The sequence below is a fragment of the Stenotrophomonas sp. STK17_22 genome, assembly GCF_051983905.1.
In the GTDB taxonomy this organism is placed as follows: Bacteria; Pseudomonadota; Gammaproteobacteria; order Xanthomonadales; family Xanthomonadaceae; genus Stenotrophomonas; species Stenotrophomonas maltophilia_A.
In genome coordinates this window covers 3,709,913-3,736,349 of the sequence record NZ_CP197010.1, presented here as the reverse complement: position 1 = coordinate 3,736,349, position 26,437 = coordinate 3,709,913, and the positions used below count along the sequence as shown (strand labels likewise).

At 67.7% G+C, this 26,437-nt stretch carries 20 protein-coding genes and 1 tRNA gene; 13 read left to right on the top strand and 8 right to left on the bottom strand.

The genetic code is table 11. The features are described from left to right. The first annotated feature begins 30 nt into the window (after positions 1 to 30). Positions 31 to 483, top strand: a complete 453-nt coding sequence (locus tag ACSYS9_RS17510) for an REP-associated tyrosine transposase (protein WP_071228707.1) — start codon at positions 31 to 33, stop codon at positions 481 to 483. A 52-nt stretch (positions 484 to 535) separates the two neighbouring features. On the opposite strand, the gene ACSYS9_RS17505 is transcribed toward ACSYS9_RS17510, so the two are convergent. The 3 genes from ACSYS9_RS17505 to trxA all read right to left on the bottom strand — a co-directional run bounded on the left by ACSYS9_RS17505 (position 536) and on the right by trxA (position 4,820). After that, on the bottom strand, positions 536 to 2,158 hold the full coding sequence (locus tag ACSYS9_RS17505; protein WP_049398692.1) for a CHASE2 domain-containing protein: 1,623 nt from the start codon (positions 2,156 to 2,158) through the stop codon (positions 536 to 538). After that, positions 2,155 to 3,855, bottom strand: coding sequence for a FecR family protein (locus ACSYS9_RS17500; protein ID WP_071228708.1), 1,701 nt, complete (start codon positions 3,853 to 3,855; stop codon positions 2,155 to 2,157). Before ACSYS9_RS17500 ends, ACSYS9_RS17505 begins: the two co-directional genes overlap by 4 nt. A gap of 107 nt (positions 3,856 to 3,962) precedes the next feature. After that, complete coding sequence (gene trxA / locus ACSYS9_RS17495) at positions 3,963 to 4,820, bottom strand: thioredoxin (protein ID WP_049463215.1); 858 nt, start codon at positions 4,818 to 4,820, stop codon at positions 3,963 to 3,965. A gap of 125 nt (positions 4,821 to 4,945) precedes the next feature. Here trxA and ACSYS9_RS17490 point away from each other — a divergent pair, with 125 nt between their 5' ends. From ACSYS9_RS17490 to ACSYS9_RS17455, 8 genes are all read left to right on the top strand, one after another. Beyond that, on the top strand, positions 4,946 to 5,548 hold the full coding sequence (locus ACSYS9_RS17490) for a DUF998 domain-containing protein (protein ID WP_071228709.1): 603 nt from the start codon (positions 4,946 to 4,948) through the stop codon (positions 5,546 to 5,548). Between the two features lie 105 nt (positions 5,549 to 5,653). Then, positions 5,654 to 8,296: a leucine--tRNA ligase gene (gene leuS / locus ACSYS9_RS17485; RefSeq protein ID WP_071228710.1), complete on the top strand. Its 2,643-nt coding sequence runs from the start codon at positions 5,654 to 5,656 to the stop codon at positions 8,294 to 8,296. Positions 8,297 to 8,432: 136 nt separating this feature from the next. Next, a complete protein-coding gene (locus ACSYS9_RS17480) occupies positions 8,433 to 9,017 on the top strand; it encodes an LPS-assembly lipoprotein LptE (protein WP_071228711.1) in 585 nt (194 codons plus the stop codon). 9 nt (positions 9,018 to 9,026) lie between these two features. After that, on the top strand, positions 9,027 to 10,064 hold the full coding sequence (holA, locus tag ACSYS9_RS17475) for a DNA polymerase III subunit delta (protein WP_032128985.1): 1,038 nt from the start codon (positions 9,027 to 9,029) through the stop codon (positions 10,062 to 10,064). Between the two features lie 3 nt (positions 10,065 to 10,067). Then, entirely contained in the window at positions 10,068 to 10,733 is a 666-nt protein-coding gene (gene nadD / locus ACSYS9_RS17470; protein WP_071228712.1) for a nicotinate-nucleotide adenylyltransferase, read from the top strand. A 58-nt stretch (positions 10,734 to 10,791) separates the two neighbouring features. Then, a complete protein-coding gene (rsfS, locus tag ACSYS9_RS17465) occupies positions 10,792 to 11,202 on the top strand; it encodes a ribosome silencing factor (RefSeq protein WP_005418109.1) in 411 nt (136 codons plus the stop codon). A 64-nt stretch (positions 11,203 to 11,266) separates the two neighbouring features. Continuing rightward, positions 11,267 to 11,737 (top strand): 23S rRNA (pseudouridine(1915)-N(3))-methyltransferase RlmH, encoded by a 471-nt coding sequence (rlmH, locus tag ACSYS9_RS17460; protein WP_005418108.1) that lies wholly within the window; start codon positions 11,267 to 11,269, stop codon positions 11,735 to 11,737. A gap of 22 nt (positions 11,738 to 11,759) precedes the next feature. Continuing rightward, positions 11,760 to 11,836 (top strand) — tRNA-Asn (locus ACSYS9_RS17455). A 132-nt stretch (positions 11,837 to 11,968) separates the two neighbouring features. Here ACSYS9_RS17455 and ACSYS9_RS17450 read toward each other — a convergent pair. The 4 genes from ACSYS9_RS17450 to ACSYS9_RS17435 form a co-directional block, all read right to left on the bottom strand. Beyond that, a complete protein-coding gene (locus ACSYS9_RS17450; protein ID WP_071228713.1) occupies positions 11,969 to 13,390 on the bottom strand; it encodes a basic amino acid/polyamine antiporter in 1,422 nt (473 codons plus the stop codon). Positions 13,391 to 13,528: 138 nt separating this feature from the next. Then, the gene (locus ACSYS9_RS17445) at positions 13,529 to 16,366 is read right to left on the bottom strand and encodes a TonB-dependent receptor (RefSeq protein ID WP_019338628.1); all 2,838 of its coding nucleotides are present in this window, start codon (positions 16,364 to 16,366) and stop codon (positions 13,529 to 13,531) included. A gap of 191 nt (positions 16,367 to 16,557) precedes the next feature. Continuing rightward, entirely contained in the window at positions 16,558 to 17,208 is a 651-nt protein-coding gene (locus ACSYS9_RS17440) for an energy transducer TonB (RefSeq protein ID WP_071228714.1), read from the bottom strand. Between the two features lie 216 nt (positions 17,209 to 17,424). Further along, a complete protein-coding gene (locus tag ACSYS9_RS17435) occupies positions 17,425 to 18,162 on the bottom strand; it encodes an SIMPL domain-containing protein (protein ID WP_006382138.1) in 738 nt (245 codons plus the stop codon). 131 nt (positions 18,163 to 18,293) lie between these two features. Between ACSYS9_RS17435 and ACSYS9_RS17430 the strand changes: the two genes are divergently transcribed. Genes ACSYS9_RS17430 through tldD form a run of 4 tightly spaced genes read left to right on the top strand, consistent with a single transcriptional unit; the run spans position 18,294 to position 25,773 of the window. Further along, positions 18,294 to 18,902 (top strand): Maf family nucleotide pyrophosphatase, encoded by a 609-nt coding sequence (locus ACSYS9_RS17430; RefSeq protein ID WP_032128990.1) that lies wholly within the window; start codon positions 18,294 to 18,296, stop codon positions 18,900 to 18,902. Next, a complete protein-coding gene (rng, locus tag ACSYS9_RS17425) occupies positions 18,895 to 20,382 on the top strand; it encodes a ribonuclease G (protein ID WP_010482960.1) in 1,488 nt (495 codons plus the stop codon). The genes ACSYS9_RS17430 and rng overlap by 8 nt, the downstream gene beginning before the upstream one ends. A 30-nt stretch (positions 20,383 to 20,412) precedes the next feature. Continuing rightward, complete coding sequence (locus tag ACSYS9_RS17420) at positions 20,413 to 24,267, top strand: YhdP family protein (RefSeq protein WP_440568257.1); 3,855 nt, start codon at positions 20,413 to 20,415, stop codon at positions 24,265 to 24,267. A 60-nt stretch (positions 24,268 to 24,327) separates the two neighbouring features. After that, positions 24,328 to 25,773, top strand: a complete 1,446-nt coding sequence (tldD, locus tag ACSYS9_RS17415; protein ID WP_049398683.1) for a metalloprotease TldD — start codon at positions 24,328 to 24,330, stop codon at positions 25,771 to 25,773. A 41-nt stretch (positions 25,774 to 25,814) separates the two neighbouring features. On the opposite strand, the gene yjgA is transcribed toward tldD, so the two are convergent. After that, positions 25,815 to 26,402 (bottom strand): ribosome biogenesis factor YjgA, encoded by a 588-nt coding sequence (gene yjgA / locus ACSYS9_RS17410; RefSeq protein WP_049462721.1) that lies wholly within the window; start codon positions 26,400 to 26,402, stop codon positions 25,815 to 25,817. Between the last annotated feature and the right edge of the window lie 35 nt (positions 26,403 to 26,437).

Below are 26,437 nucleotides of genomic sequence, written 5' to 3'. Positions count from 1 at the left end.
ACGGCTCGGTCCCCGGTCCATGCTGTTTACATGCCCAGCCCTGCCTTGTTGCGCGGTCGATTTTCCGCAATCGGATGCTTCTACGTAGTCACCACTGTCACTGCGGGTCGTCGACGCATCTTTGCAGATACGCGACACGCGGCGACCCTGATGGACGGCCTTCGTGACAGTGACCGCCGTGGACTCACGCGATCATTTGCCTGGGTGGTAATGCCCGATCATCTGCACTGGGTCATGCAGCTGCGTCAAGGAACCCTGGGGCGATGCATGCAGTCACTGAAGTCCAGAGTGGCCATTGCAGTCAATGCGCACTCCGATGAAGAACTGCCGGTGTGGCAGCGGGGCTACTACGATCATCTGATCCGGAATGAGGAGGATGTTCGGCAACAGTCACTGTATGTACTGGCCAACCCCGTGCGCGCGGGCCTGACATCGCGGCTGGGAGACTATCCGCTTGCGTGGTGTCGCTGGCCGCTGGAATGAGGCGGAGGCAGTCGAGCAAGCTCGACTCTACAGGTGGTTTGCATGTCCTGCTTCATGCGCCGTCGATGACATACCCGTCGCGGCCGTTGGCCTTGGCCTGGTACAACGCGGTGTCGGCGCCTTCGACGAAATGGTGTGGTTGCAGCGTGCCGTCGGGTACGCGGGTGAACACGCCGATGGTGAGGGTGACGCCTGCTTCGCTGCCGTCACCGGGCGCCGGCAGTGCACGCACGCAGGCGATCAGGTCCTCGATGACCTGGCGCGCGCCCTCGGCCGGGGTATCAGGCAGCACCAGTGCGAACTCGTCGCCACCGTAGCGCGCGGCCATGTCGCGTGGGCGTCGCGCATGCGCACCGATCAGGCGTGCAACATCGCGCAGCACGCGGTCGCCGACCTGATGGCCGTGGCGGTCGTTGTGGCGCTTGAAATGGTCAACGTCGATCAGTGCGAGGCTCAAGGACTTGCCACTGCGTCGCGCGGCATCGCATTCCTGTTGCAGCGACTGCTCGAAACGCAGGCGATTGCCGAGACCGGTCAGCGCATCGCGGTTGGCCAGGCGGTGCCAGGCCGAGACGCGCCAGGTCGCCCAGGCCAGCAGCACCAGCAGGATGCCCAGCATGGCGCTGGCCGGTGCCCACCACAGGTCACCGGCGCGCAACAGCAACCAGCTCAGCAGCGGTGGAAGCGGCAGCGAGCACAGCGCCGCGAGCCATGGCAGGCGCAGGCCGAGCAGGATCACGCACAGTGCCACCAGGACGCCACTGATGGCGTGCTGCCAGAGACGGGGCAGCAGGTCGATCTGCTTGTGCTGCAGCAGCATCGAAGCGATGTTGGCCTGGTACTCGCTGCCGCTCATCCAGAACTCGCGGGTGGTCGGGGTCAGCAGCCGAGGTGCGATGCCGCTGGCGGTCATGCCCACCACGATGCGGCGGCCGTGCAGCATCGCCATGTCCACGTGACCATCCAGCACATCGGCATAGGACACCTGCGGCAGGCGTTCGGGCGGTCCGGCATAACGCACCCGCACGTAGTCGTTGCGCCGCCATTGATAGGGCGAACCGATCTCCGGGTCGGGGTCGGGCAGGCCGTGCACCGCGCCCGCGGGCAGGTCGGCCAGCGCCAGGCCCAGTGCTGGCCAGTGGGCCTGGCCGATGCCGGCACGCAGGTACACGCCGCGCGCGACACCATCGCCATCCACTTCCACATCGGTGTGGCCGATCGCTGCGGCACTGGCCGCGATCTGCGGAATCGGCAGCATTTCCTCGGCCATGCGGTCGCCGGCGGCCGGTGCCGCGAGTACCGGCAGCACCACCCGGCCGTTGCGGCGTATCGCGGCGGCCAGTTCATCGTCCTGGCGGCTGTCGCGACGATCAGGTTCGGACAGCATCAGGTCCAGTGCGACGCGCTCGGCACCGGCATCGGTCAGCCGGTCGAGCAGGCGGGCATGGATCGAGCGGGGCCAGGGCCATTGGCCGATGCGCTGCAGGCTGCCCTCGTCGATGGCCACGATCAGCACGCTGGGGTCGGGGCGGTAGTCCCAGTTGCCGACCATGGCGTCGTAGGCCGCTTCGTCCTGTCGCCACAGCCACTGGCCCTGGCTGGCGATCACCGTCAGCACCCCGGCCAGCAGTGCCAGCAGGATCCGCTTCGGCCACGGCAGCGGCGAGCGCCTCATAACAACAGCAACAGCAGCAGGGCGCCACCACCGGCGCCGTAGCACAGGCGGCAGGGCAGCTTGATCTGCTGGGCCGGTGAGTACTCACCCGCATGACCATCGTCGTCGATGTACTGCACACGCACATGCAGGGTGCCGCTCCACGGCCGCTTGAAGCTGACCTGCGGCTCGCTCACGGTCTGGTCGACCAGGGGCGCCCTGAAGTCGCCACGACGGTCCACCTGCACCCGGTACTGCTGGCCTTCGCTGCCGGCCTGCCAGCGCAGGGTCAGTTCGCCATGCGCGGCCTCAGGCGGCTGCAGGGCAGGGTCCACCGGTTCATTGCTCAGTTGCAGGGGCAGGGCTTGGCCGTAGCGGCCCTGATGGCCGTTGCCGTCGCGCGACGCCACCCGCCAGAAGTACTCGCCGGGCGGCAGCGGCTGCGCCAGGCGCAGGTCGGTACCTGGGGTGCTCTGTTCCTGCAGTGGCTGCACGAAGCTCGGCTCGGCAGCGATCTGCAGCACGCTGCTGCGCGCGCCCGGCGCCTGGCTCCAACGGAAGCGCGGGCGGTCGCTGTTGACGGTCTGCCCATGCAGGGGGGCCACGGTGAGCGGCGGCGGGGGCTGGTCGCTGAGTTCGAAATCGGCGCTGGCGTCGAGGCCTTCCACGCCCTGTGCATCCACCGCGCGCAACAGGATGCGCAGCTGGCCGGGGGGCAGGCCACCGATCGCCAGCCGGGTGTCGGCGGTGGTGGCGGCAAACAGCAGGATTTCCGGCGTCGCTGCCTGTACCACTTCCACGCGGTAGCGCGCGGCGCCGTCGACGGGGTCCCAGGCAAGCAGGGTCGGCAGGGGCGCCAGGCGCACCTCGTCGCTACGCAGCTGCGGCGCTGGAAGAAGGGCGGAGACAGCGTCCGGTGCGGCATCGGCGCTGCTGCTGCGGCTGGCCTGTCCAGGCTGGACCAGGCGCTTGCCGTGGGTGTTGCCGACCTGCACCTTGCCCTGCAGTACTTCGGTGGCAGCCACCTGGCCGGTGTCACCGGCGCTGACCCGGAAGACGGTGCCGCGCACGCTGCTGGTCGCCGTAGGTGCATCGATGATGTAGCGCGAGGCCGGGCCACGGGCAGGTGTCACCCGATTGCTGGCGCGGCCCTGCTGCAGGCGCAGGCGGGTATCGACCATGCCGGTGTGGCCGTAGCGGCTGAGCTGGTCCAGGCGCAGCCGGGAGTACTCGCGCAGCTGCAGGCGCGAGGCGTCAGCGAATTCAAGCGTGACGCTGGAGTCGCCTTCGGTCTGCACGGTGTCACCGATGCGAAGTTGTTCCCCGGCGAGTATCGCGCGCGAGGCGCTGCCATCGGCACCTGACAGTTCGACCTTGCCGCGCACCGACAGCACGCGGGCAGGTGCCGGTTCGATGCGCAGCCAGCTGATCGGGAAGCGCAGCAGCTGCCCCGGCGGCAGCTGGTAGGGGTTGTCGATGCGGTTGTGCTGTTGCAGCTGCTGCCAGCGCACCGAGGGCTTGAGGTACAGGCCTCCCAGATCCCACAGGGTATCGCCGGGACGGACCCGGTAGTTCCAGTCCTGGGCGGCGGCCATGGCCGGCAGGAAGAGAAGAGCGCAGAGCAGCGCGCCCTGGAAGCGCATGGCGAACGACAGCGAGCGGACGAAGGTCACAGTTTGCAATCCCGGCAATGCGGGGGCGCAGCTGCAAGACCCCATGGCCCCGACCTCATCCCCCCGAACGGATCGTGGCGACCGTACGGCCGCCATCCCGCGCATTATTGCCCGCGTTCAGTGCAGGGATTCTGAACGAAGTGGGTTCCCGTTCAGAACAGCAGGGAGGCCATCCGGCGGCGGTACTGGCCGACCAGGTCCTCGTCGGAGATCACATTGAAGGCGTCGATCAGGGCCTTGCGCGGCAGTCCGTCCTCGAACGTGCGGTCGATCCGCAGCATTTCCAGGAACTGGGCCAGCGCGGCTTCGTCGTGGCCACCGAGCAGCAGCTGTACGCCACGCAGGTGGCGTGCCTTGAGGTCCTTGCCATCGGCGGCGATGCGCGCGTCCAGCACTTCGGCGGCCGGGGCGTCCTTCAGGGCCGAGGCGAAGGCCAGCCGGGCGCGTGCACGCACGGCACGGTCGTCGGTGGCCAGGTTGGCGGGCAGGCCATCGATCAGCAGACCGGCTTCATCCACGCCACCGATCTGCAGCAGGGCCAGCGCCAGGTCGAGCTTCAGCTCGTCCTTGTCCGGCTCGGCGGCGATCTGCGCGCGCAGCACGTCCACCTGCGCCTGCGGGTCCAGCGGCGCTTCGTCTTCGGCGACGGCGTCGCCGATGTCGGCCGGCACGATGCCGTGCTGGGCCAGGAATTCACGCAGCTGGCCTTCCGGGATGGCCCCCGGGAAGCCGTCCACCAGCTGGCCGCCCTTGACCAGGAACACGGTCGGCACCGAGCGGATCTGGAAGGCGGCAGCGATCTGCTGTTCCTTGTCGACGTCGACCTTGGCCAGTTCGAAGGCGCCGTTGTACTCGGCTGCCAGCTTTTCCAGCATCGGCCCGAGGGTCTTGCACGGCCCGCACCAGGTGGCCCAGAAGTCGACCAGCACCGGCGTCTGCAGCGACTTCTGCAGGACTTCGGCCTCGAAGGTCGCAGTGGTGGCGTCGAATACGTAGGTCGTCTCGGTCATGGGGGAAAGCATCGTTTGGCGTCTGGAGACTGATTCTATGGTGACGATCGATGCCGGTCTCAACCCGGGTTGTAGTAAATGCCTGACAATGCCGCCTTCCTGTCGCCGTCCTTTCCGGAGCCTGCATGTCGTCCCTGTCCCCGTTGCTGCGCCTGTCCGGTCTGGTCGCCGCACTGCTGTTCATGCTGGCGGTGCTCGGTTTCGGCGCCGGCCTGGAAGGTTACGCACAGGCTCGCCACCCGGTGGCGCTGCTGGGAGCACAGGGGGTGCCGCATGCGCTGGCCTTCAATCTGCTGGGCTTCGTGCTGCCGGGCCTGCTGGCGGTGGTTGTGGCCGAGTGCCTGCGCCGTGGGCTGCCGGCAACCGCCGGCTGGGCGCCCCGGGTGGGCAGCCAGATGCTGCTGCTGGCCGGGTTGGCGTTCGCCGCGATGGGACTGCTGCCGCTGGATGTGGATGACCTGCACGGGCCGGCCAGCCAGCTGCATGCCAGCGCCTGGATGATCTGGGTGCTGGGTTTCGTTGCCGGGACCCTGTTGCTGGGCACGTCGCAGTTGCGCCAGGCGCATGGCCGCGCGCTGGGCGCAGTGGCGCTCGCCTGTGGCGTACTGGCCGCGCTGGCGGCGTTTGCCCTGCAGGGCGTGTTGGCGGCGCCGCTGGCACAACGGCTTGCGTTCGCCTGCTGGACGGCCTGGCTGGCCCTGGCCCTGCCGTTGTCGCGGCCGCGCTGAGACCGGCCTCGGGCGCTCGCGGAGCCGGCCTTCAGCGGGCGGGATTGGAGACGTTTGCCGCACTGCGGTACGCTGTACCGCTTTGCCGCCGCATCCGCGTGTTCCATGACCAGCGCTGAAACCAACGCCTACGACCCGCAGCAGGTTGAATCCGCCGCCCAGCAGTACTGGGACGCCACCCGTGCCTTCGAAGTCGACGAGACTTCGGACAAGCCGAAGTACTACTGCCTGTCGATGCTTCCGTACCCGTCCGGTGCGCTGCACATGGGCCACGTGCGCAATTACACGATCGGCGACGTGATCAGCCGCTACAAGCGCATGACCGGCCACAACGTGCTGCAGCCGATGGGCTGGGACGCGTTCGGCCTGCCGGCGGAAAACGCCGCGATCAAGAACAAGACCGCACCGGCGGCCTGGACCTACAAGAACATCGAGCACATGCGTGGCCAGTTCAAGGCCATGGGCTATGCCGTTGACTGGTCGCGCGAGTTCGCCACCTGCCGCCCGGACTACTACGTCCACGAGCAGCGCATGTTCACCCGCCTGATGCGCAAGGGCCTGGCCTACCGCCGCAATGCGGTGGTGAACTGGGACCCGGTCGACCAGACCGTGCTGGCCAACGAGCAGGTGATTGACGGCCGCGGCTGGCGCTCCGGCGCCCTGGTCGAGAAGCGCGAGATCCCGCAGTGGTTCCTGCGCATCACCGATTACGCCCAGGAACTGCTGGACGGCCTGGACGAGCTGGACGGCTGGCCGGATTCGGTCAAGACCATGCAGCGCAACTGGATCGGCCGCTCCGAGGGCCTGGAAATCCAGTTCGACGTACGTGACGTTGACGGCGGCGTGCTGGATCCGCTGCGCGTGTTCACCACCCGTCCGGATACCGTGATGGGCGTGACCTTCGTGTCGATCGCCGCCGAACATCCGCTGGCGCTGCATGCGGCGAAGAACAACCCGGAACTGGCCGCGATGCTGGCCGACCTGAAGCAGGGTGGCGTGTCCGAGGCCGAACTGGAAACCCAGGAAAAGCGCGGCATGGACACCGGCTTGCGTGCGCTGCATCCGGTCACCGGCGAGCCGGTGCCGGTGTGGGTCGCCAACTTCGTGCTGATGGGCTACGGCACCGGCGCGGTGATGGCTGTGCCGGGTCATGACCAGCGCGACAACGAAGTGGCCAACAAGTACGGCCTGCCGATCAAGCAGGTGATCGCGCTGAAGGATGCGCGCACCGAAGAAGAGCGCACCTGGGATGGCAGCCGCTGGCAGGACTGGTACAGCGACAAGAGCCGTGCCTTCGAGCTGGTCAACTCGGCCGAGTTCGATGGCCTGGATTTCCAGGGTGCCTTCGAAGCCCTGGCCGAACGATTCGAGCGCAAGGCCCAGGGCCAGCGCCGCGTCAACTACCGCCTGCGCGACTGGGGCGTGAGCCGCCAGCGCTACTGGGGCTGCCCGATTCCGGTGATCTACTGCGCCAAGTGCGGTGCGGTGCCGGTGCCGGAAGAACAGCTGCCGGTGGTGTTGCCGGAGGACGTGGCATTCTCGGGTACCGGTTCGCCGATCAAGACCGATCCGGAATGGCGCAAGACCACCTGCCCGGACTGTGGCGGTGCGGCCGAGCGCGAGACCGACACCTTCGACACCTTCATGGAGTCGAGCTGGTACTACGCCCGCTACACCTCGCCGGGTGCCCGTGATGCCGTCGACAAGCGCGGCAACTACTGGCTGCCGGTCGACCAGTACATCGGTGGCATCGAGCACGCGATCCTGCACCTGATGTATTTCCGCTTCTATCACAAGCTGCTGCGCGACGCGCGGATGGTGGACAGCAACGAACCGGCGCGCAACCTGCTGTGCCAGGGCATGGTGATTGCCGAGACCTACTACCGCCCGAACCCGGATGGCTCGAAGGACTGGATCAACCCGGCCGATGTGGAAGTGCAGCGCGACGAGCGCGGCCGCATCACCGGCGCGACCCTGATCGCCGACGGCCAGCCGGTGGTGGTCGGTGGCACCGAGAAGATGTCCAAGTCGAAGAACAACGGCGTGGACCCGCAGGCGATGGTCGACAAGTACGGCGCCGACACCGTGCGCCTGTTCTCGATGTTCGCCGCGCCGCCGGAACAGTCGCTGGAGTGGAATGAAGCCGGTGTGGATGGCATGGCCCGCTTCCTGCGCCGCCTGTGGGCCCAGGTGCAGAAGCATGCTGCCGATGGCGCCGCTCCAGCGCTGGATGTTGCAGCACTGGATGCCAACCAGAAGGCACTGCGCCGCAAGACCCACGAGACCATCGGCAAGGTCGGTGACGACTATGGCCGCCGCCACAGCTTCAACACCGCCATTGCCGCGGTGATGGAACTGATGAACGCGCTGGCCAAGTTCGAGGACGGCAGTGCGCAGGGGCGCGCGGTGCGCCAGGAAGCGCTGCAGGCCATCGTGCTGCTGCTCAACCCGATCACCCCGCACGCCAGCCATGCCCTGTGGCAGGTGCTGGGCCATGGCGAGACCCTGCTGGAAGACCAGCCGTTCCCGCAGGCCGATGCCGGTGCGCTGGTGCGCGACGCGCTGACCCTGGCCGTGCAGGTCAACGGCAAGCTGCGTGGCACCATCGACGTGGCGGCCGACGCCACGCGCGAGCAGGTCGAGGCACTGGCCCTGGCCGAGCCCAACGCGGCCAAGTTCATGGAAGGCCTGACGGTGCGCAAGATCATCATCGTGCCGGGCAAGATCGTGAACATCGTCGCCGCCTGATGTACCCCGTACCGGCCATCCGCGTGGTGGCCGGTACCATTCCGGTGCAGGGCCCGGCGTTTGATGGCCCTGCATTCACGCGGCTTCGGGCACGCTGTGTGTTGCCGTGATCGCCCGGCTCCGCCAGACTGTCTCCATGACCCGAATCCTGCTTGCCCTCGTTCTTGTCCTCGGCCTTGCCGGCTGCGGTTTCCATCTGCGCAACAAGCTGATGCTGCCGACCGACACAGCACCGGTGAAGGTGGTTTCCACTGCGCCGTACAGCGAACTGGTCAAGCTGCTCAACCGCAGCCTGCTGGCCTCCGGCGCCAGGCTGGCCGATGAGGACAGCAAGGAGCCCAGCGCCCAGCTGCAGGTACTGTCCGAGCGCTGGGGCGACCTGCCGATCGCCATCGACTCGCAGGGCCGTGCGCAGGAATACAGCCTGCGCTACGCGGTGATCTTCATCTTCCGTCGCGAAGACGGCAGCGAACTGGTGCCCCAGCAGGTGATCGAGCTGTCGCGCGACTACGTGTCGCCGCCGACCGACGCCACCGGTACCACCACCGAACGTGAAATCCTGGCCAATGAACTGCGCCGGGAAATGTCCGCCTCGATCATCCGCCGCATCGACAGCGTGGTGCGTGCCGAGATCGAGAAGGGCGGCAGCCTGTCGGCGCCGAAGGACAAGCCCATCGAAGGCGCGGTACCGGCCGAGCCGGTCCCCACAGCCAAGCACTGAGCCGCGCGCATGGAACTGCGTCCGGAGCAGCTGGCCAGCCAGGGCGCTGATACCGCGCTGGCGCCGGTCTACCTGATTGCCGGCCCGGAAACCCTGCGCGTGCTGGAGGCGGCCGACGCCATCCGCGCACGTGCGCGCGCCTCGGGCATTGGCGAACGTGAAGTGTTCGACGCCGATGGGCGTGATTTCGACTGGAACCAGCTCGACGCCAGTTTCAATGCCCCCAGCCTGTTCAGCGCCCGTCGCCTGGTCGAGGTGCGCCTGCCCAGCGGCAAGCCGGGCAAGGACGGTGCCGAGGTGATCAGCCAGTTCTGCGCCAATCCGGCGCCGGACGTGGTGTTGATGATCACCGCCAACGAATGGAGCAAGGCGCACCAGGGCAAGTGGGCCGAAGCGGTCAACCGCATCGGCGTGCTGTCGGTGGCGTGGGCGATCAAGCCGCATGAACTGCCGGACTGGATCGAGCGCCGCCTGCGTGGCAAGGGCCTGCGCGCGGACCCGGCCGCCGTGCAGCGCCTGGCCGAGCGGGTGGAAGGCAACCTGCTGGCTGCCGCCCAGGAAATCGACAAGCTGGCGCTGTTGGCCGATGGCCAGCCGCTGGATGTGGAGCGCATGGAGTCGCTGGTGGCCGATGCCGCCCGCTATGACGTGTTCCGGCTGGTGGAGGCGACATTCTCCGGGCAACCGCCGGCGGTGCTGCGCATGCTGGCCGGCCTGCGAGGCGAGGGTGAGGCGGTGGCTGCGTTGATGCCGATGGTGATCCGCGAGCTGCTGGCCGGTGCTGGCCTGGCCCGGGTGCAGGCCCGGGGTGGCAACCTGGCCGCCGAAATGAAATCGCGCGGCATCTGGGAATCGCGGCAGGCGCCGTACAAGCGCGCGCTGCAGCGGCATCCGGAAAGCAAGCGCTGGGAGCGCTTCGTGGCTGAAGCGGGACTGGTCGACCGTATCGCCAAGGGGCGCGCCGACGGCGATGCCTGGCTGGCGCTGGAGCGCCTGCTGGTGGCTGTGGCCGAACCGCGTGCCGTGCGCCTGCTGGCGCGGGCCTGAGCAATGAGCCTGCGGATCTACTACGGGGGCACCTTTGATCCGGTGCACCTCGGGCACCTGGCGATCGCGCGGGCTGCCCGTGACGAACTGCAGGTTGCCGTGCGCATGCTGCCGGCGGCCGATCCGCCGCACCGTGCCGTGCCCGGCGCCACGGCCGAGCAGCGCTGCACCATGCTGTCGCTGGCCATCGGCGACGAACCGGGCCTGCTGCTGGACCGGCGCGAGCTGGATCGCGCGGCACGTTTCCCCGGTCGGCCGTCCTACACCGTGGACACCCTGCGCGAGCTGCGCGGCGAGCTGGGGCCGAGCCGGCCGCTGGCCTGGCTGGTCGGCGCCGACAGCCTGCTTGGCCTGTCCCGCTGGCACGAATGGGAGGCGTTGTTCGGGCTGGCTCATTTCGTGGTGGCGGAGCGCCCGGGTAGTCCGTTGCAGGCCGCGGTGGATGGCGAGCTGGGCCGGGCGCTGGAAGGGCGTTGGGCCGACACCGAGCAGGCCCTGTTCGCCAGCCCGGCCGGGCGCATCCTGCGCCTGCACCACCCGCTGCGCGAGGAATCGGCCAGCGCGGTGCGCTCGCAGATCGCCGCCGGCGGCCCCTGGCGCGCCCTGCTGCCACCCGGCGTGGCGGACTATGTGGCTGCACACGGGCTGTACCGCCCGGCCAGGCCGTGAATGGCGCAGCGGCGCCATCCCCGTATAATCGCCCCCACGTTTATCGAGTCGATCCACTTTGAGCAACCAGACCCAGCCCCAGACCATCAAGGTCGATCTGCCCAGCCCGCCGCCGTCCGTGCCGGAACTGCTGGCCAGCGTCCGCCAAGCCACCGAAGACCTGAAGGCCAAGGACCTGGTCGAGATCGACGTGCGCGGCCGGTCCAGCGTTGCCGACTACATGATCGTCGTTTCGGGCACCTCGACCCGCCACGTCAAGTCGATTGCCGACGAAGTCGTGCGCTTCGCTAAGAACATCGACGTGATGCCGCTGGGCGTGGAAGGCGAGCGCGAAGCCGAGTGGGTGCTGGTCGATCTGGGCGACGTGATCGTCCATGTGATGCTGCCGCGCGTGCGTGAGTTCTACGCCCTCGAGCGCCTGTGGACCGTCGGCGACCAGCCGCCGTCCAGCGACGACGAAGTGGCCTGAGCCACACGTTGATGCATCCCTTCGACGGCGCCGATGGCGCCGTCGACGTTTTGGAGGACCGTTGATGAAAGCCCGCCTGATCGCCACCGGTGAACGCGCCCCCAGCTGGGTGGCGCAGGGCTTCGCCGAGTACCAGAAGCGGCTGTCGCACTGGCTGCCGTTCGAGCTGGTGGAAATCGAGCCCGGCCTGCGTGGCAAGGGGCGCGATCCGCGTCGCGCCACCGAAGATGAAGGCAAGCGGGTCATCGCTGCGCTGCCGAAGAATGCCTATGTGGTGGCGCTGGACGTGCCGGGCCGCCAGCTCAGTTCCGAACAGCTGGCGCAGCGCCTGGAACACTGGCGCGGGCAGGGAAGGGACCTGGCGTTCCTGATCGGTGGCCCGGAAGGGCATTCGCCGGAGGTGTCCGCGCTGGCCGATGAGAAGTGGTCGATCGGCCCGCTGACGCTGCCGCACATGCTGGTGCGCCTGGTGGTGGCCGAGCAGCTGTATCGGGCTGCCGCAATGATTGCCAATCACCCCTACCATCGCGCGTGAAGAATGGTTATACTAGTCGTCTGCCCGAATAGCTCAGCCGGTTAGAGCACTTGACTGTTAATCAGGGGGTCGTTGGTTCGAGTCCAACTTCGGGCGCCACCTTGAAAAACCTGCATCGCGAGATGCAGGTTTTTTTTTGCGTCTTTGTAGCGTCGAGCTTGCGCGACTGCTGTTGTGGAGCCGAGCCATGCTCGGCTGCTGCGGATGAACCAGCCGAGCGTGGGCTCGGGTCTACAGCGCGAGATTGCCTCGCCAGAACGCCACCAGCGTGGCGATCGCCACGATCAGGATCGCAGCGAACAGCACCCCCTCCCAACGCGTGAATACCTGTTCGCCGCGTTGGCGCCTGGTCAGCGCGAACAGCACCACACCGGGCACGTACAGCAGCACCGACAGCAGCAGGTTGTCCAGGCCACCGGCATACACCAGCCACAGCGCATAGGCGCTGGCCAGCAGTGCGACCACGAAATCGCGCCAGCGCACGCCTGGTTCTCCGGCATAGGCCTGCCCACGCCAGGCCAGCTGCACACCGAACGCGGTGGACAGGAAGTAGGGCACCAGGCTCATCGACGCGGCCAGCAGCACCAGCCCGGTATAGCTGCCGGAATTGACCAGCACCAGCAGCAGGAACAACTGGATCAGCCCGTTGCTCAACCACAGTGCATTGGCCGGCACGCCGCGCGCGTTCTCACGCCCCAGGAAGGCCGGCATGGTGCCGTCACCTGCGGCGGCATAGAGCACTTCGGCGCACAGCAGCACCCAGGCCAGCAATGCACCGAGAACGGAGATGATCGAACCGATGATGATCACCGTCGCGCCCCATTCGCCGACAATGGCGCGCAGCACATAGGCCATCGACGGATTGGGCAGTCCGGCCAGTTCCGCCTGCGACAGCACGCCCATCGACAACAGGCTGACCAGCACCAGCAGCAGCCACACGCCGAGGAAGCCGATCACCGTGGCGCGACCCACGTCGGCACGGCGTGCGGCGCGCCGCGAGTAGATGCTGGCGCCCTCGATGCCAATGAACACCCACACGGTCACCAGCATCATGCCGCGCAGCTGCTGGCCAAGGTCGCCGAGTGCAGGCGCGCCGAGGAAATCGGCGCGGAACACGTCCATGCGGAACGCGCCGGCGGCCAGGACCAGGAACAGGGCGATCGGCAGCAGCTTGGCCACGGTCACCAGGCCGTTGACGATGGCTGCAGTGCGCAGGCCACGCAGCACCAACAGGTGTACGGTCCACAACAGCAATGACGATGCGGCCACGGCGGCCGGGGTATTGCCTTCGCCGAACACGGGCATGAAGTGGCCGAGGCCACTGAAGATCAGCACGAAGAAGCTGGCGTTGCCGAGCACCGAGGCGACCCAGTAGCCCCACGCAGCGGAGAAGCCGATGTAGTTGCCGAAGCCTTCGCGCGCATATGCGTAGATGCCGGTATCGAGATCAGGCCGGCGGTTGGCCAGGGCCTGGAACACGAAGGCCAGCATCAGCATGCCCGCGCCGCTCAGGGCCCAGCCGATCAGCGCCGCGGCCGGGCCGGCGCTGCGCGCCACGTTCTGCGGCAATGAAAAGATGCCGGCGCCGACCATCGAGCCGACCACCAGTGCAGTCAACGCGGGCAGGCCCAGGCGTTGCGAAGTTGCGGCCATGCGGATCCCCTGCGGCGGTGATGCCGCGTGCACACGGTAGCCATGTGCCCGTGAACATGCCTGCAAGGGGCGGAACGATGAAGGCCCGGGCAGCTGCCCGGGCCTTCGAAGTTGTTGCGTTGAAGGGTGTTGCCTGTATTACTTGAAGGTGTACTTGGCACCGACGGTGAAGTAGCGACCGATGGCACCACTGAAGTGCATCGGGTTGTAGTTCACGCCGCCATAGGTCAGCGGATCCAGCGGAGCAATGCGGTCGAAGACGTTCTCGACCGAAGCATTCAGCTCGAACGCTTCGGTGATTGCCCAGCGGCCGGAAAGGTCGAAGGTGGTGAACGAAGAGATCTTCTTCACCGGCGAGCCGTCGGCATAGAAGAACTGGTACTTGCCGCCGCGCTTGTCGGTGTTTTCCATGCTGGAGATGTAGTTGGCCACGCCGCTGACACTCCACGGGCCCTGCTTCCAGGTGGTACCGAAGTTGATGCGGTCCTTCGGCGTGCCGATGCAGTTGGTCACGTCGCAGTTGCCGTGCGTGCCCAGGAAGTCATCGGTGCTGGTACCGCTGGTGCGCTCGAACTTCAGCAGGTGGCTCCACTGCAGATCCATCTCCAGCTGGCCCGGGCCGATATCGAAGGTCTGGCGGATGTCGGTGTCGATACCGCGAACGCGCGAGGAACTGGCGTTGATGTAGGCGGTGTTGACGGCCAGGATGCTGCCGGTACCGGCGACGCCGTTGAGCAGGTTGTTGTCGCGCAGGACGTTGCCAGCCCGGATCGCGTCATCGGTATCGCCCTGGGCGATCTCGTTGGTGCGCTTGATCTCCCACGCATCGACGGTCAGCGAGGTGGAGCGGGTAGGCTGCAGCACGATACCCACCGAGTAGCTCTTCGACTCTTCCGGCTTCAGGTCCTTGTTCGGACGGGTGATGATCGCAACCGACTGCGAGCCGCAGTCGTCCGGCGAAGCGCCCGGGGCAGGGTTTTCACCGTCCGGGCAACGGATCGGATCCGAGGCCGTGGAGAACGCGGCCAGGCCACCGTCGCCGTTCTCGGCCGGGTTCGGTGCACGGAAGCCTTCGGCGTAGCTGGCGCGCAGGGCGATCCAGTCGGCCGGCGTCCACTTCACACCCAGCTTCGGCGTGGCCTTGCCTTCACCACTTTCGTACTTGTCGTAGCGCAGGGCAGCGGACAGTTCCAATTGCTCCAACACCGGTGCCGACAGTTCGACGTAACCGGCGTACACGTTCTGGGTGCCGTCGTAGGCCGAGTAGCCCAGGCCGATGATGTCACCCGTGTCGGTGTAGGTCTGCGGGGTCAGGCTGTTGCTGGTCTTGCGCCACTCGGTACCGATCGCCAGGCCCAGCGGGCCACCCTTCAGGTCCATCAGGCTGCGCGACACGGTGAAGTCGAACATATCCAGGCTGGACTTGGCACGTGCGCTGATCTTCGGCGAGATGTAGTCATACAGCGCCTGGGAGTTCAGGTTGGCATTGTCGCCAATGCGCCATACGCCACCGGCACAGTTCGCGTCACCCAGTGCACACTTCACGGCGCTGTAGCGCAGGAAGCCGGTGCGCTCGTTGACCAGGTCGGTGCCCGAGTGCAGGTAGGCGGTGTCGTAGCTCCAATCACCCCAGTTGCCCTTGACGCCGACCAGGAAACGATTGAACTCGTTGGTGTTGTCGGTCACGCGGGGGCCGACGTCCCAAGCGCTATAGCGCAGGCGCAACGGGCCAGTACCGAGGCCGGCAGGCCGGTCAGGATGATTGGGACCAAGCACCACGGCGCCCGGACCGCTGTTGCCGTTGACCGGGCCGCCGGGATAACCCCAGCCGCCGGACGCGGCGGACGGCGTGTTGCTGAAGGTGGTTTCCTTCTTCGAGTAGCCGATCTCGGTGTAGATTTCGCCACCTTCACCGAACGCGAAGCTGGCGCGGCCGAACACATTGACGTACTTCTCTTCCGGCGAGATATCGCGATACAGCTGTGCCGGATCCCACAGGCAGCCCTGCGCGGCGACAGAGGCGTCGGTCTGGCCACCGATGGTGGTCAAGCCCTGGCAGCCCGGCAGCGGTACGAGGGTGGCCGGATTCGTGTCGGTGACATTGCGGTCGTCGTACACCGAGCCATTGGGACCAACGCCGCCGCGGGTCTTGCCGCTGAGGAAGGCGCCGCCCAGGAACTGGGCATTGTTGCCATAGCCCCACTGGCGGGTGTCGCCGGTGCCGATCCACTTGCGGTTCTTGCGGTCGCTGATCTTGATCGCGTCGCTCTTGCCGACGTCAAGGCTGAAGAAAGCGTTCCAGCCGTCGGTGGCCATGTCGCCGGTACCGGCGGTCAGGGTCGCCTTCTTGGTATCGCCATCGCTGTCGCCGGACAGGCCGTAGGAGCCGCGAAGGATCGCGCCCTGGAAGTCGCTGCGCAGGATGATGTTGACCACGCCGGCGATGGCGTCGGAACCATAGATCGCCGACGCGCCATCCTTCAGCACTTCCACACGTTCAACGGCGTCGAGCGGGATGGTGCTCAGGTCGGTGAAGACCTTCTGGCCGTCATCGGCCAGGCCGTAGGTGGCCATGCGGCGGCCATTCAACAGGACAAGGGTCGAACCCGCGCCCAGGCCACGCAGCGAAATGCCGGCGCCACCACCGGCGAAGCCGTTGCCGAACGATTTGGGAATCGAGCCGGCGCCATTGGCGGTGATGGTCTGCAGGTACTCGGCAACCGTGGTCTTGCCCGTACGGTCGATTTCCTGGCGGGTCACCACCTGCACCGGGGACGGTGTTTCAGTGTTGGTGCGCGGGATGTTCGAACCGGTGACCGTGATGCGGTCCAGGTTGGTGGCCTTTTCCTGCGCGAAAGCGGAGGTGGAAGCCACGGCGCCAACCAGCAGCAGCGTGCCGCCGGTAAGGATATGGGTGATGGACGATGCCAGGGTGGTGCGGCGGCGGCTGGCGGGCCGTTGGATCAGGTGTTTCACAGCTTCTCTCCTAACTGGAAAACCGTAGCGTTGAGGGCTGTCTCCGGAAGATTCCGGGACGGACCAATCTAGGTTTCCGACAGGTGACGAAGTCGTGAATTTTTGCTTAATCAATAACAGTTGATCCTGTTCCGTCCGTACCCGCCCGGACGGAAGCGCCGGCCCGGCAAGCAGCCGGGCCGGCGATCACCTCAGTCCGGCAGCGAGAACTGCACCGGCACCATGCCGATGGCCGGCACGGCCACGCCATCACGCTGGGCCGGCTCGAAGCGCCAGTGCCTGAGCACCTGTTGGCGTGCGGCCTGGTCCAGGCTGCGCGAGCCACTGCTGCGCTCGATGCTGACCACCGCCGGCTGCCCGTGGGAGTCCACCTCTACCCGCAACAGCACCGTCCCCTGCTCGCGGTTGCGCAGTGCCGCCAGCGGGTAGGCCGGCGGCGGGGCGCTGCGGTACTGCAGCTGGGCGCCGGCCAGAGGCGTGGAGGTATCGATGCTCGGTGCCAGCTGGGGCGGGGCCGGTTCGGCGGCCGGCAGTGCGATGCCCTGGGTCTCCTCCACGGTCGCGGTGGGTGCAGGCAGTGGCGGTGCTACCGGCTGCGTCCGGGGTTTCGGCACCACCTGGACGATCTCTTTCGGCGGGATCGGAACCGGCGGCGTGGGCGGTGGCGGGATCTTCTCGATCAGCCTGACCGCAGTCTTGTCACGCGGAACCTGCACGGCCTGGTAGGTCGCCGGGATCAGCAGCAACAGGAAGGCCAGCAGATGCAGGGCGATGGCCGCGCTCCAGGCGGCAACGCGGGCGGGGTCGAAGTGCGGGGATGCAACGGGATACGTACGAACCATGGTCCACCTCCATGCCAGTGACGAAGTCCTCAACGCACCAGGGCCCGTGGCGGGGTTGCCGCACGCGGCTGGCAGTCCATCAGTAGCGCGACAGGGCAGCCACTGCCTAGAGGCAGGGGGGCGATCGTTGGGCTGGCCTTCAGCCAACGCCGGCTACGGGCATGAAAAAGGCGGATCCCCTGCGGGATCCGCCTTTGTCGGCAATGGCGAACGGGATCAGCGACCCAGTTCGAACACCACGTCCAGGTTGACCGAGACGGTCGATTCACCCGGTGCGACCGGGGTGGCCTTGTCCATCGCCGCGCCGGCCGACATGGCCCGCATCATCGGCATCGGGCGGTAGCCGCCGCCAGCGTTCTCGGAAATGCTGACGATGCGGCGCACCTGCAAGCCCAGCGACTTCGCATAGGTCTGGGCGCGGGCCTGGGCCTTCTTCAGTGCAGCCAGGCGCGCTTCGTCGTAGACCGGTTCCGGCTGGTCGATCTCGAAGCTGGGGCCGTTGATCTGGTTGGCGCCCTGCGCAGCCAGTGCGTCCAGCACCTTGCCCAGCTTGGCGATGTCGCGCACCTTCAGGCTGACCGTGTTGCTGGCCTGGTAGCCGGTGATCTTCGGTGCTTCGTTGTCGGCATAGCGGTACTGCGGGTTGAGGCTGACGCCACTGGTCTGCACGTCGCGCTCGGCGATGCCGGCGGCCTTGATCGCGGCCAGTACCTTGTCCATCTGCTGGGCGTTCTGGCGCATGGCGCTGTTGCCATCGGCGGCCTGGGTGACCACACCGGCCGACAGGGTGGCCACGTCCGGCACGCGGGTCGCCTCGGCATTGGCCGAGATGTTCAGCAGGGTGCCTTCGGCCGGGGCGGCGATCGACGGCGACGACGGGGCAGCATGGGCGGTCATCGAGGTTCCAAGGGCGAGGGACAGGGCGAGCAGCAGCGGGGTGGCGGTCAGGCGCATGGAGAACTCCTTGTTGTGCCGTTGAGGGTGGTGTCGTAGCGATGAACGCGCTGTGAGCCCGTTCGGGGTTGCGCACGTTCCGGGGCGGGTTGCCGACGATTCAGGTGGCGGCCTCAGGTTATGCTGTGCCGATGCTCTATCTTGCTTCCCGTTCCCCCCGACGCAACCAGCTGCTGGCCCGACTCGGACGCCCCTTCCAGGCCCTGGACCTGGAGGTCGTCGAGCAGCGCGCGCCCGCTGAAAGCGCCGAACAGTATGTCTGCCGGGTCGCCGCCGACAAGGCGCGCGCCGGGCTGGCCCGGGTGCTGGCCGATGACCCGCAGGCGCGCGTGCTCGGCTCGGACACCGAGGTGGTGCTGGATGGCGACGTGTTCGGAAAGCCCACTGACGCCGCCGATGCGCGGGCGATGCTGGCGCGCCTTGCCGGGCGTACCCATCAGGTGATGACCGCCGTGGTGGTGGTCGGCGCGGACGGGCTGGACAGCGAACTGGTCATTTCCGAAGTGACCTTCGCCCCGATCGACGCTGCCGACATCGCCGCCTACGTGGCCACCGGCGAGCCGTTGGACAAGGCCGGGGCCTACGCCATCCAGGGCGGGGCCGAGCGCTGGATCGAACATCTTTCCGGCAGCTACTCCGGCGTCATGGGGCTGCCATTGCTGCATACCGATCGTCTGCTGGCGCGCTGCGGCGTGCCGGCCACAACTGCCGATGCCGCCAGGGAGGCTGCCGATGTCTGAGGAAATCCTGGTCAATGTGACCCCGCGCGAAACCCGGGTCGCGGTGATCGAGAACGGCATGCTGCAGGAACTGCACATCGAGCGCGGTTGGCGCCGGGGTGTGGTCGGCAACATCTACAAGGGCAAGGTGCAGCGGGTGATGCCCGGCATGCAGGCGGCCTTCGTCGAAGTCGGGCTGGAGCGTGCCGCGTTCCTGCATGCCAACGACGTGGTGCGGCCGGCGCCGGTGGCCAGTGCCGATACCGAGAACACCACGCTGCCGCCGCCGTCCAGCGTGCCGATCGTCGAGCTGCTGCGCGACGGCCAGGACATCGTGGTGCAGGTGGTGAAGGACCCGATCGGGACCAAGGGCGCACGCCTGACCACCCAGATCAGCATTCCCTCGCGCTACATGGTGCTGCTGCCGCAATCCAAGGTGGTGGGGGTGTCCGCACGCATCGAGGATGAAACCGAGCGCGCCCGGCTGAAGGCGCTGGTGACCGAACTGTCGGCGCAGCACGGAGGCTACGGCTACATCGTGCGTACCAATGCCGAGGGCCAGCCGGCAGAGGCCATCGCCGAGGACATCGCCTACCTGTCGCGCGTTTGGAACGTGGTCGAGCGTCGTGGCCGCGAAGCGGCCTCGTGCAGCAACATCTATGAAGACCTGAGCCTGCCGCTGCGATCGGTACGCGACCTGATCCGCAAGGACGTTGACAAGGTGAAGGTGGACTCCAAGGAGACCTTCGCGCAGTTGCAGGCCTTTGTTGCCAAGTACATGCCGGTGCTGGCCGAGAAGATCGAGCTGTACAGCGGTGATCGCCCGATCTTCGACATGTTCGGGGTGGAGGACGAGATCGGCCGCGCGCTGGACAAGCAGGTGCCGCTGAAATCCGGTGGCTACCTGGTGATCGACCAGACCGAGGCGATGACCACCATCGACGTCAACACCGGTTCGTTCCTCGGCCAGCGCAACCTGGAAGAGACGGTGTTCCGCACCAACCTGGAAGCTGCACAGGCGGTGGCACGGCAGCTGCGGCTGCGCAACCTGGGCGGCATCATCATCATCGATTTCATCGACATGGACGATGCCGAGCATCGCCGCCAGGTGCTGCGCACCCTGGAAAAGGCGCTGGCCCGCGACCATGCCAAGACCACGGTGTACGACTTCTCGCCGCTGGGCCTGGTGGAGATGACCCGCAAGCGCACGGTGGAAAGCCTGGAGCGCCAGCTGTCGGAGACCTGCCCGCAGTGCAGCGGCCGCGGCAGCATCAAGACCACCGAGACGGTGACCTACGAGATCTTCCGCGAGATCACCCGTGCCGTGCGCCAGTTCGATGCCGCGCGCCTGCTGGTGATCGCGTCGACCAAGGTGGTCGCGCGCATCACCGACGAGGAATCCGCGGCGGTGGCCGAGCTGGAGGAATTCCTCGGCAAGAGCATCCGCTTCCAGGCGGACGAGCAGTACCTGCAGGAGCAATTCGATGTCGTTCTGCTCTGATCCTCGCCGGCCGCAGGCCGGCGGTGGCCGATGAGCGCGCCGCCGCGCCTGCGACTGCGAAGGATCCGCCGTCATTTCATTGCCGCCTGCGCGGTGGGCCTGGTCGGGCTTGCACTGCTGGTGGGCACCTTCAGCCAGCTGCTACCGCTGGCCGAGCGCCATCCCGACAGGATTGCCGCCTGGCTGAGTGAACGCGCTGGCCAGCCGGTGCGTTTCGACCAGCTGCAGACCGCCTGGACCCGGCGCGGCCCGCTGCTGCAGCTCAAGGGCCTGCGCATCGGCGCCGGCCAGGGCCTGGCGATCGGCGAGGCCGAAGTGCTGGTATCGATGTACAGCGGCCTGTTGCCTGGCCGGTCGCTGACCGAGCTGCGCCTGCGTGGCCTGGCGCTCGACCTGCAGCAGGGCGAGGACGGTCGCTGGTCGGTACGCGGCCTGCCGCAGGCCGCCAATGGCGGGGACCCGCTGGATGCGCTGCGCCGGCTGGGCGAGCTGCAGGTGATCGGAGGCCGCCTGGGCGTGCATGCGCCGGAGCTGGGGATCGACACCACGCTGCCACGCATCGACGTGCGCCTGCGGGTCAATGGCGACCGCCTGCGTGTAGGCGTGCGTGCCTGGGCCCAGACCGAAGCGCTGCCGTTGACGGCGGTGCTGGACGTGGACCGCGTGCGCGGCAATGGCCAGGCCTGGCTGGGCGCCGATCCGGTCGATTTCCATGCCTGGTCGCCGCTGCTGGCGGCCGGCGGTGTGCGCCTGCGCGAAGGCAAGGGCGAACTCAACCTGTGGCTGACCCTGCGCGATTTCGCGCCGGTGGCGGTGACCACCGATTCGGACCTGCGTGATGTCCGCATCGATGGCGCACCGATGCCCTCGATGGTGGCTCCGCAGCTGCAGCTGCAGCGGTTGCAGGCACGCCTGCGCTGGCAGCGCCAGGCTGATGGCTGGGCGTTGCAGGTGCCGCGCCTGCGCCTGAAAACGGAAGAGGGCGAGCAGCAGCTCGATGGCCTGCAGCTGCAGCTTGGCAAGCAGCTGCGGGTCCGTTCTGGCGAAGTGCAGGCCGGCACCGCGCTGCGTGCGCTGGCCCTGAGCGATCGTCTTGAACCGGGCCTGCGTCGCTGGCTGTTCCTGTCCAGGCCGCAGCTGGATGTGCGCGAGTTGCAGCTGGCGGGCGAACGCGATGGCCCGCTGTGGGCGCAGGGCGAACTGCAGTCGCTGGGCTTCGCCAGCGGGGGCAATTCGCCCGGCCTGCGCGGCCTGGGCGGGCGCTTCGAAGGCGACGCGGATGGCTTCAGCCTGCAGTTGCAGCCGCAACGGCAGCTGCAGTTCGATTGGCCGACCGGCTTTGGTGTGCGTCATGACCTGCATCTGGCGGGACAGGTGGTGGGCTGGCGCGACGAGGGCGGTGGTTGGCGTATCGGTACTGCGGCGATGCGCGTGGAAGGCACCGACTATGCGGCCGACGTGCGCGGCGGGGTCTGGTTCCAGGGGGACGGTACGCGGCCGTGGCTGCAGCTGGCGGCCAAGCTGGACGACGTGCCGATGACTGCGGCCAAGCGCTTCTGGATCCACTCCAAGATGAGCAAGGGCGCCACCGACTGGCTGGACATGGCGCTGGCCGGCGGCCAGGTGCGCAATGGTATCGGCCTGGTCAGTGGCGACCTGGACGACTGGCCGTTCGACAACAACGATGGCCGCTTCGAGGCCACCGGCCATATCACCAACGGTGACATCCGTTTCCAGCACGATTGGCCGTTGATGAGCCAGGTCGACGCCGATATCGCCTTCATCGGCCCCGGCTTCGACATGCATGGGCGCGGCGATCTGGCCGGTGTGGCGGTGCAGAAGTTCGAGGCGGGCATTCCGGATTTCGGGCAGCAGCCGCTGTATGTGCGCGCCGATGCGCAGAGCGAGGCGGGCAAGCTGCTGGCGATGCTGCGGCAGAGCCCGCTGCACAAGGATTATGGCGACACCTTGGACAACCTCACTGCTGCCGGCCCGGCGCATGTGACCTTCGATCTGCTGCAGCCACTGCACCACGATGAAGGTGGCGGCCACCTGCAGGGGACGGTCGATCTGGCCGGCGTGAAGCTGGTCGACAAGCGCTTCCAGCTCGCCTTCGACAACATGCAGGGGCAGGCGCGCTACAGCAATGGCGGTTTCGATGCCGAGGCGCTGTCGGTGCGCCACCTCGGCCAGGACGGTCGCCTGAGCCTGCGTGCCGGTGGCTACGTGCACGACAGCAGACTGGCCTTCGAATCGCAGCTGTCGGCCACGCTGGATGCCGGCGTGCTGATCGACCGCGCGCCGGAGATGGCCTGGCTCAAGCCCTACATCACCGGAACCTCGCCGTGGACCATCGCGGTCAGCCTGCCCAAGGTCACTCCGGGGGCGCCTGCGCCGCCCAGCGAGCTGCGGTTGAGCTCCGATCTGGTCGGGACCCGGCTGGACCTGCCGGCGCCGCTGGACAAACCGGCTGCCGAGCCGTTGGCGACCACCGTGGCTGCACAGCTGCCGATGGGGGCCGGCCGCATCGACGTGGCGTTCGGCCAGCGCCTGGCGCTGGCCGCACGCAGCCACAACAACCAGACCGGTGTGCAGGTGACGCTGGGCAGCGACCATGTCGACCGCGAGCCGCCGCCGAGCGGATTGACCGTCAATGGCCGCAGTCCGACCCTGGACGCTCTGGAGTGGATCAGTCTGGCGCGGGGTGGCAGTGATGACGACGCCATGCCGCTGCGTGCGGTGGACGTGCAGGTCGGCCAGTTGAAGCTGATCGGTGGCGTGTTCGAGCAGACCCGGTTGCAGCTGCGCCCGGGCGCGCAGGCACTGGATGTGCGCCTGAACGGCCCGTCGCTGGCCGGGCGCCTGACCGTCCCCAATGCAGACGGCGGCACCATCAGTGGCCAGCTCGACCGCGTGCACTGGCAATCCCTGCCGGCGGCTCCGGGTGCATCGGCCGCACCGGCACGGGTACAGGCCGGCGCCAACGACATGGACCCGGCCAAGCTGCCGCCGTTCGCGCTGGACATCGCCGACCTGAAGTTCGGCAAGGTGGTGCTGGGCCAGGCGGTACTGCGTACGCGGCCGCTGGCCAATGGCCTGAACGTGGACGAGCTGCGCTTCCGTGCGCCCGACCAGGAGATCGACATCAGCGGTCGCTGGCTGGGCCGCACCGGTGGTGCCCGCACCGAGCTGACCGCACAGGTGCGCAGCGAGGACCTGGGCGGACTGATGCAGAACCTCGACTACGGCGGCCAGCTGCGTGGCGGTTCCGGCCAGGCGCAGCTGCAGGCCACGTGGAATGGGGGGCCGTCGGACTTCCAGCTGGGCAACCTGCAGGGCCGCCTGGACCTGCACGCGCGCAACGGCCAGCTGCTGGAGCTGGAACCGGGCGCCGGCCGGGTGCTGGGCCTGCTCAGTGTCACCCAGCTGCCGCGGCGCCTGATGTTCGACTTCCGAGACTTCTTCTCCAAGGGCTTCGCGTTCAACCAGATCGACGGCAGCATGCAGTTCGGCCAGGGCATGGCGCGCACCGACAAGGTGCTGATCGAAGGCCCGGCAGCCAATATCACCATCCGCGGCCAGGCCGACCTGCGCAACCAGCAGTTCGACCAGACCATCGACGTCAACCCGCGTGCAGGCAATCTGCTGACCGTGGTGGGTGCGGTCGCCGGTGGTCCGGTGGGGGCGGCGCTGGGCGCGGCCACCAATGCGGTATTGTCCAAGCCATTGGGCGAGATTGGCGCCCGTACCTACAAGGTGACCGGTCCATGGAAGGAACCGAAGGTGGAAGTGATCGAGCGCAGCCGCGACAAGGCTCCGCCACCCGTACCGGCACCGGCGCCGGCCATTCCGCCGACCGTCACCGGCCTGCCGCGCTCGCGCTGAGCGCGGCTTTCCTGTTCACGGGGCTTGCCTGAGCGCCCCCGCATCCCCAGATCGAGAACCATGACTGATATCGCCCTGACGCTTGCCCAAGACCGCCTGCTGCGCCCCGGCGGCCTGGATACCGCTGGCCTGGAGCGCACCTTCGGCCAGCTGCTCGGCCCCGGTGTGGACTTCGGCGACCTTTATTTCCAGCATGCCCGCCGCGAGAGCTGGAGCGTGGAAGACGGCATCGTCAAGGACGGCGCCCATTCCATCGAGCAGGGCGTGGGCGTGCGGGCGATTTCCGGCGAGAAGACCGGCTTCGCCTACTCCGACGACATCCATGCCGATGCGCTGCTGACGGCGGCGCAGTCGGCGCGTGCGATCTCGCGTGAAGGTGGCGCCCAGTCCGGGCGGTCGCTGCTGCGCGGCAACGCGCGCGCGCTGTACCCGGCGCTGGACCCGATCGATGGCATCGGCAACGAGGCCAAGGTCGAGGTGCTCAAGCGCCTGGATGGCTACCTGCGCGCCGCCGACCCGCGCGTGAAGCAGGTGATGGTGAGCCTGTCCGGCGGCGTCGATACGGTACTTATCGCCCGCAGCGACGGTGTGCTGGGCGCTGACGTGCGCCCGCTGGTGCGCCTGAACGTGCAGGTGATCGTCGAGCACAACGGCCGCCGCGAGTCCGGCTATGCCGGCGGTGGTGGCCGCTACGGGTATGAGGAGCTGTTCGCCGACGGCCGCCCCGAGGCCTTTGCCCGCGAGGCGCTGCGCCAGGCGCTGGTGAACCTGGACGCCGTTCCGGCACCGGCCGGGGTGATGCCGGTGGTGCTTGGTCCGGGCTGGCCCGGCGTGCTGCTGCATGAAGCGGTCGGCCATGGCCTGGAAGGCGACTTCAACCGCAAGGGCACCAGCGTCTACGCGGGCCGCATCGGCGAGCGCGTTGCCGCCCCGGGCGTGACCATCGTCGATGACGGCACGCTGGACGGACGCCGTGGTTCGTTGAACATCGACGATGAGGGCCACCCGAGCCAGTGCACCACCCTGATCGAGGACGGCATCCTGGTCGGCTACATGCAGGACAGCCTCAACGCACGGCTGATGGGCATGGCGCCGACCGGCAACGGCCGCCGCGAATCGTTCGCGCACCTGACCATGCCGCGCATGACCAACACCTACATGCGCGCCGGCCAGCACGACCCACAGGAAATGATCCGTTCGGTGAAGAAGGGCCTGTACGCAGTCAACTTCGGTGGCGGTCAGGTCGACATCACCAGCGGCAAGTACGTGTTCTCGGCCACTGAGGCCTACCTGATCGAGGATGGCCGCATCACCACGCCGGTGAAGGGTGCGACGCTGATCGGCAACGGTCCGGAAACCATGCAGAAGGTGCGCATGGTCGGCAACGATCTGGCCCTGGACGAGGGCGTGGGCATCTGTGGCAAGGACGGGCAGAGCGTGCCCGTGGGTGTCGGCCAGCCCTCGCTGCTGATCGAGGGCATCACGGTCGGCGGTACCCAGGCCTGAGCCGGGCGATGGCCAGCGCCACCGCCCAGGCCGGCGCGGACTCAGTCCTCGTCGGCTTCGTCGCTGTCGACGGGGGCGGCGTCTTCGGCGCTGGCCTTCAGGCCCAGCGCGGCCGGCAGCATCAGGGCGCGCAGCACCTGGAAAATTTCGCGGTAGGCGCGCGGCGGCTTGTTCCTGGCCTTCTCGGCCTGCGCATTGCGCACCAGCGTGCGCAGCTGCTGGCGGTCGGCCTGCGGGTAGTCGTCCAGCAGTGCAGCCAGCGCCTTGTCACCCTCGGCCAGCAGGCGCTCGCGCCAGTCTTCCGCGCGGTGCATCATCGCCACTTCACGGCGACCGGTTTCGCTGTTGGCGTCCAGCGCATCGCGGATCGCATCCAGCGTGGCGTCTTCTTCGCGGCGCATGTGCTTGGCCAGGAACGCCAGCTGGCGCTTGTGGGCGATGTGGGCGGTGATGCGCTTGCACTCGGCGATATGCGGCAGCAGGTCTTCCGGGATCGGCAGGCGTGCCAGCTGGGCCGGGGTCAACGACACCAGCTTCTCGCCCAGGGCCAGGACGTCGAGCGCGTCGCGCCGGTTCTGGCTGCGGCTCTTGTCGTGGAATTCACCGGTTTCTTCGTCGCGTCCGCGCATCGTTCCTACCTGATCTCAAAAAAAGTCGCCCGGCG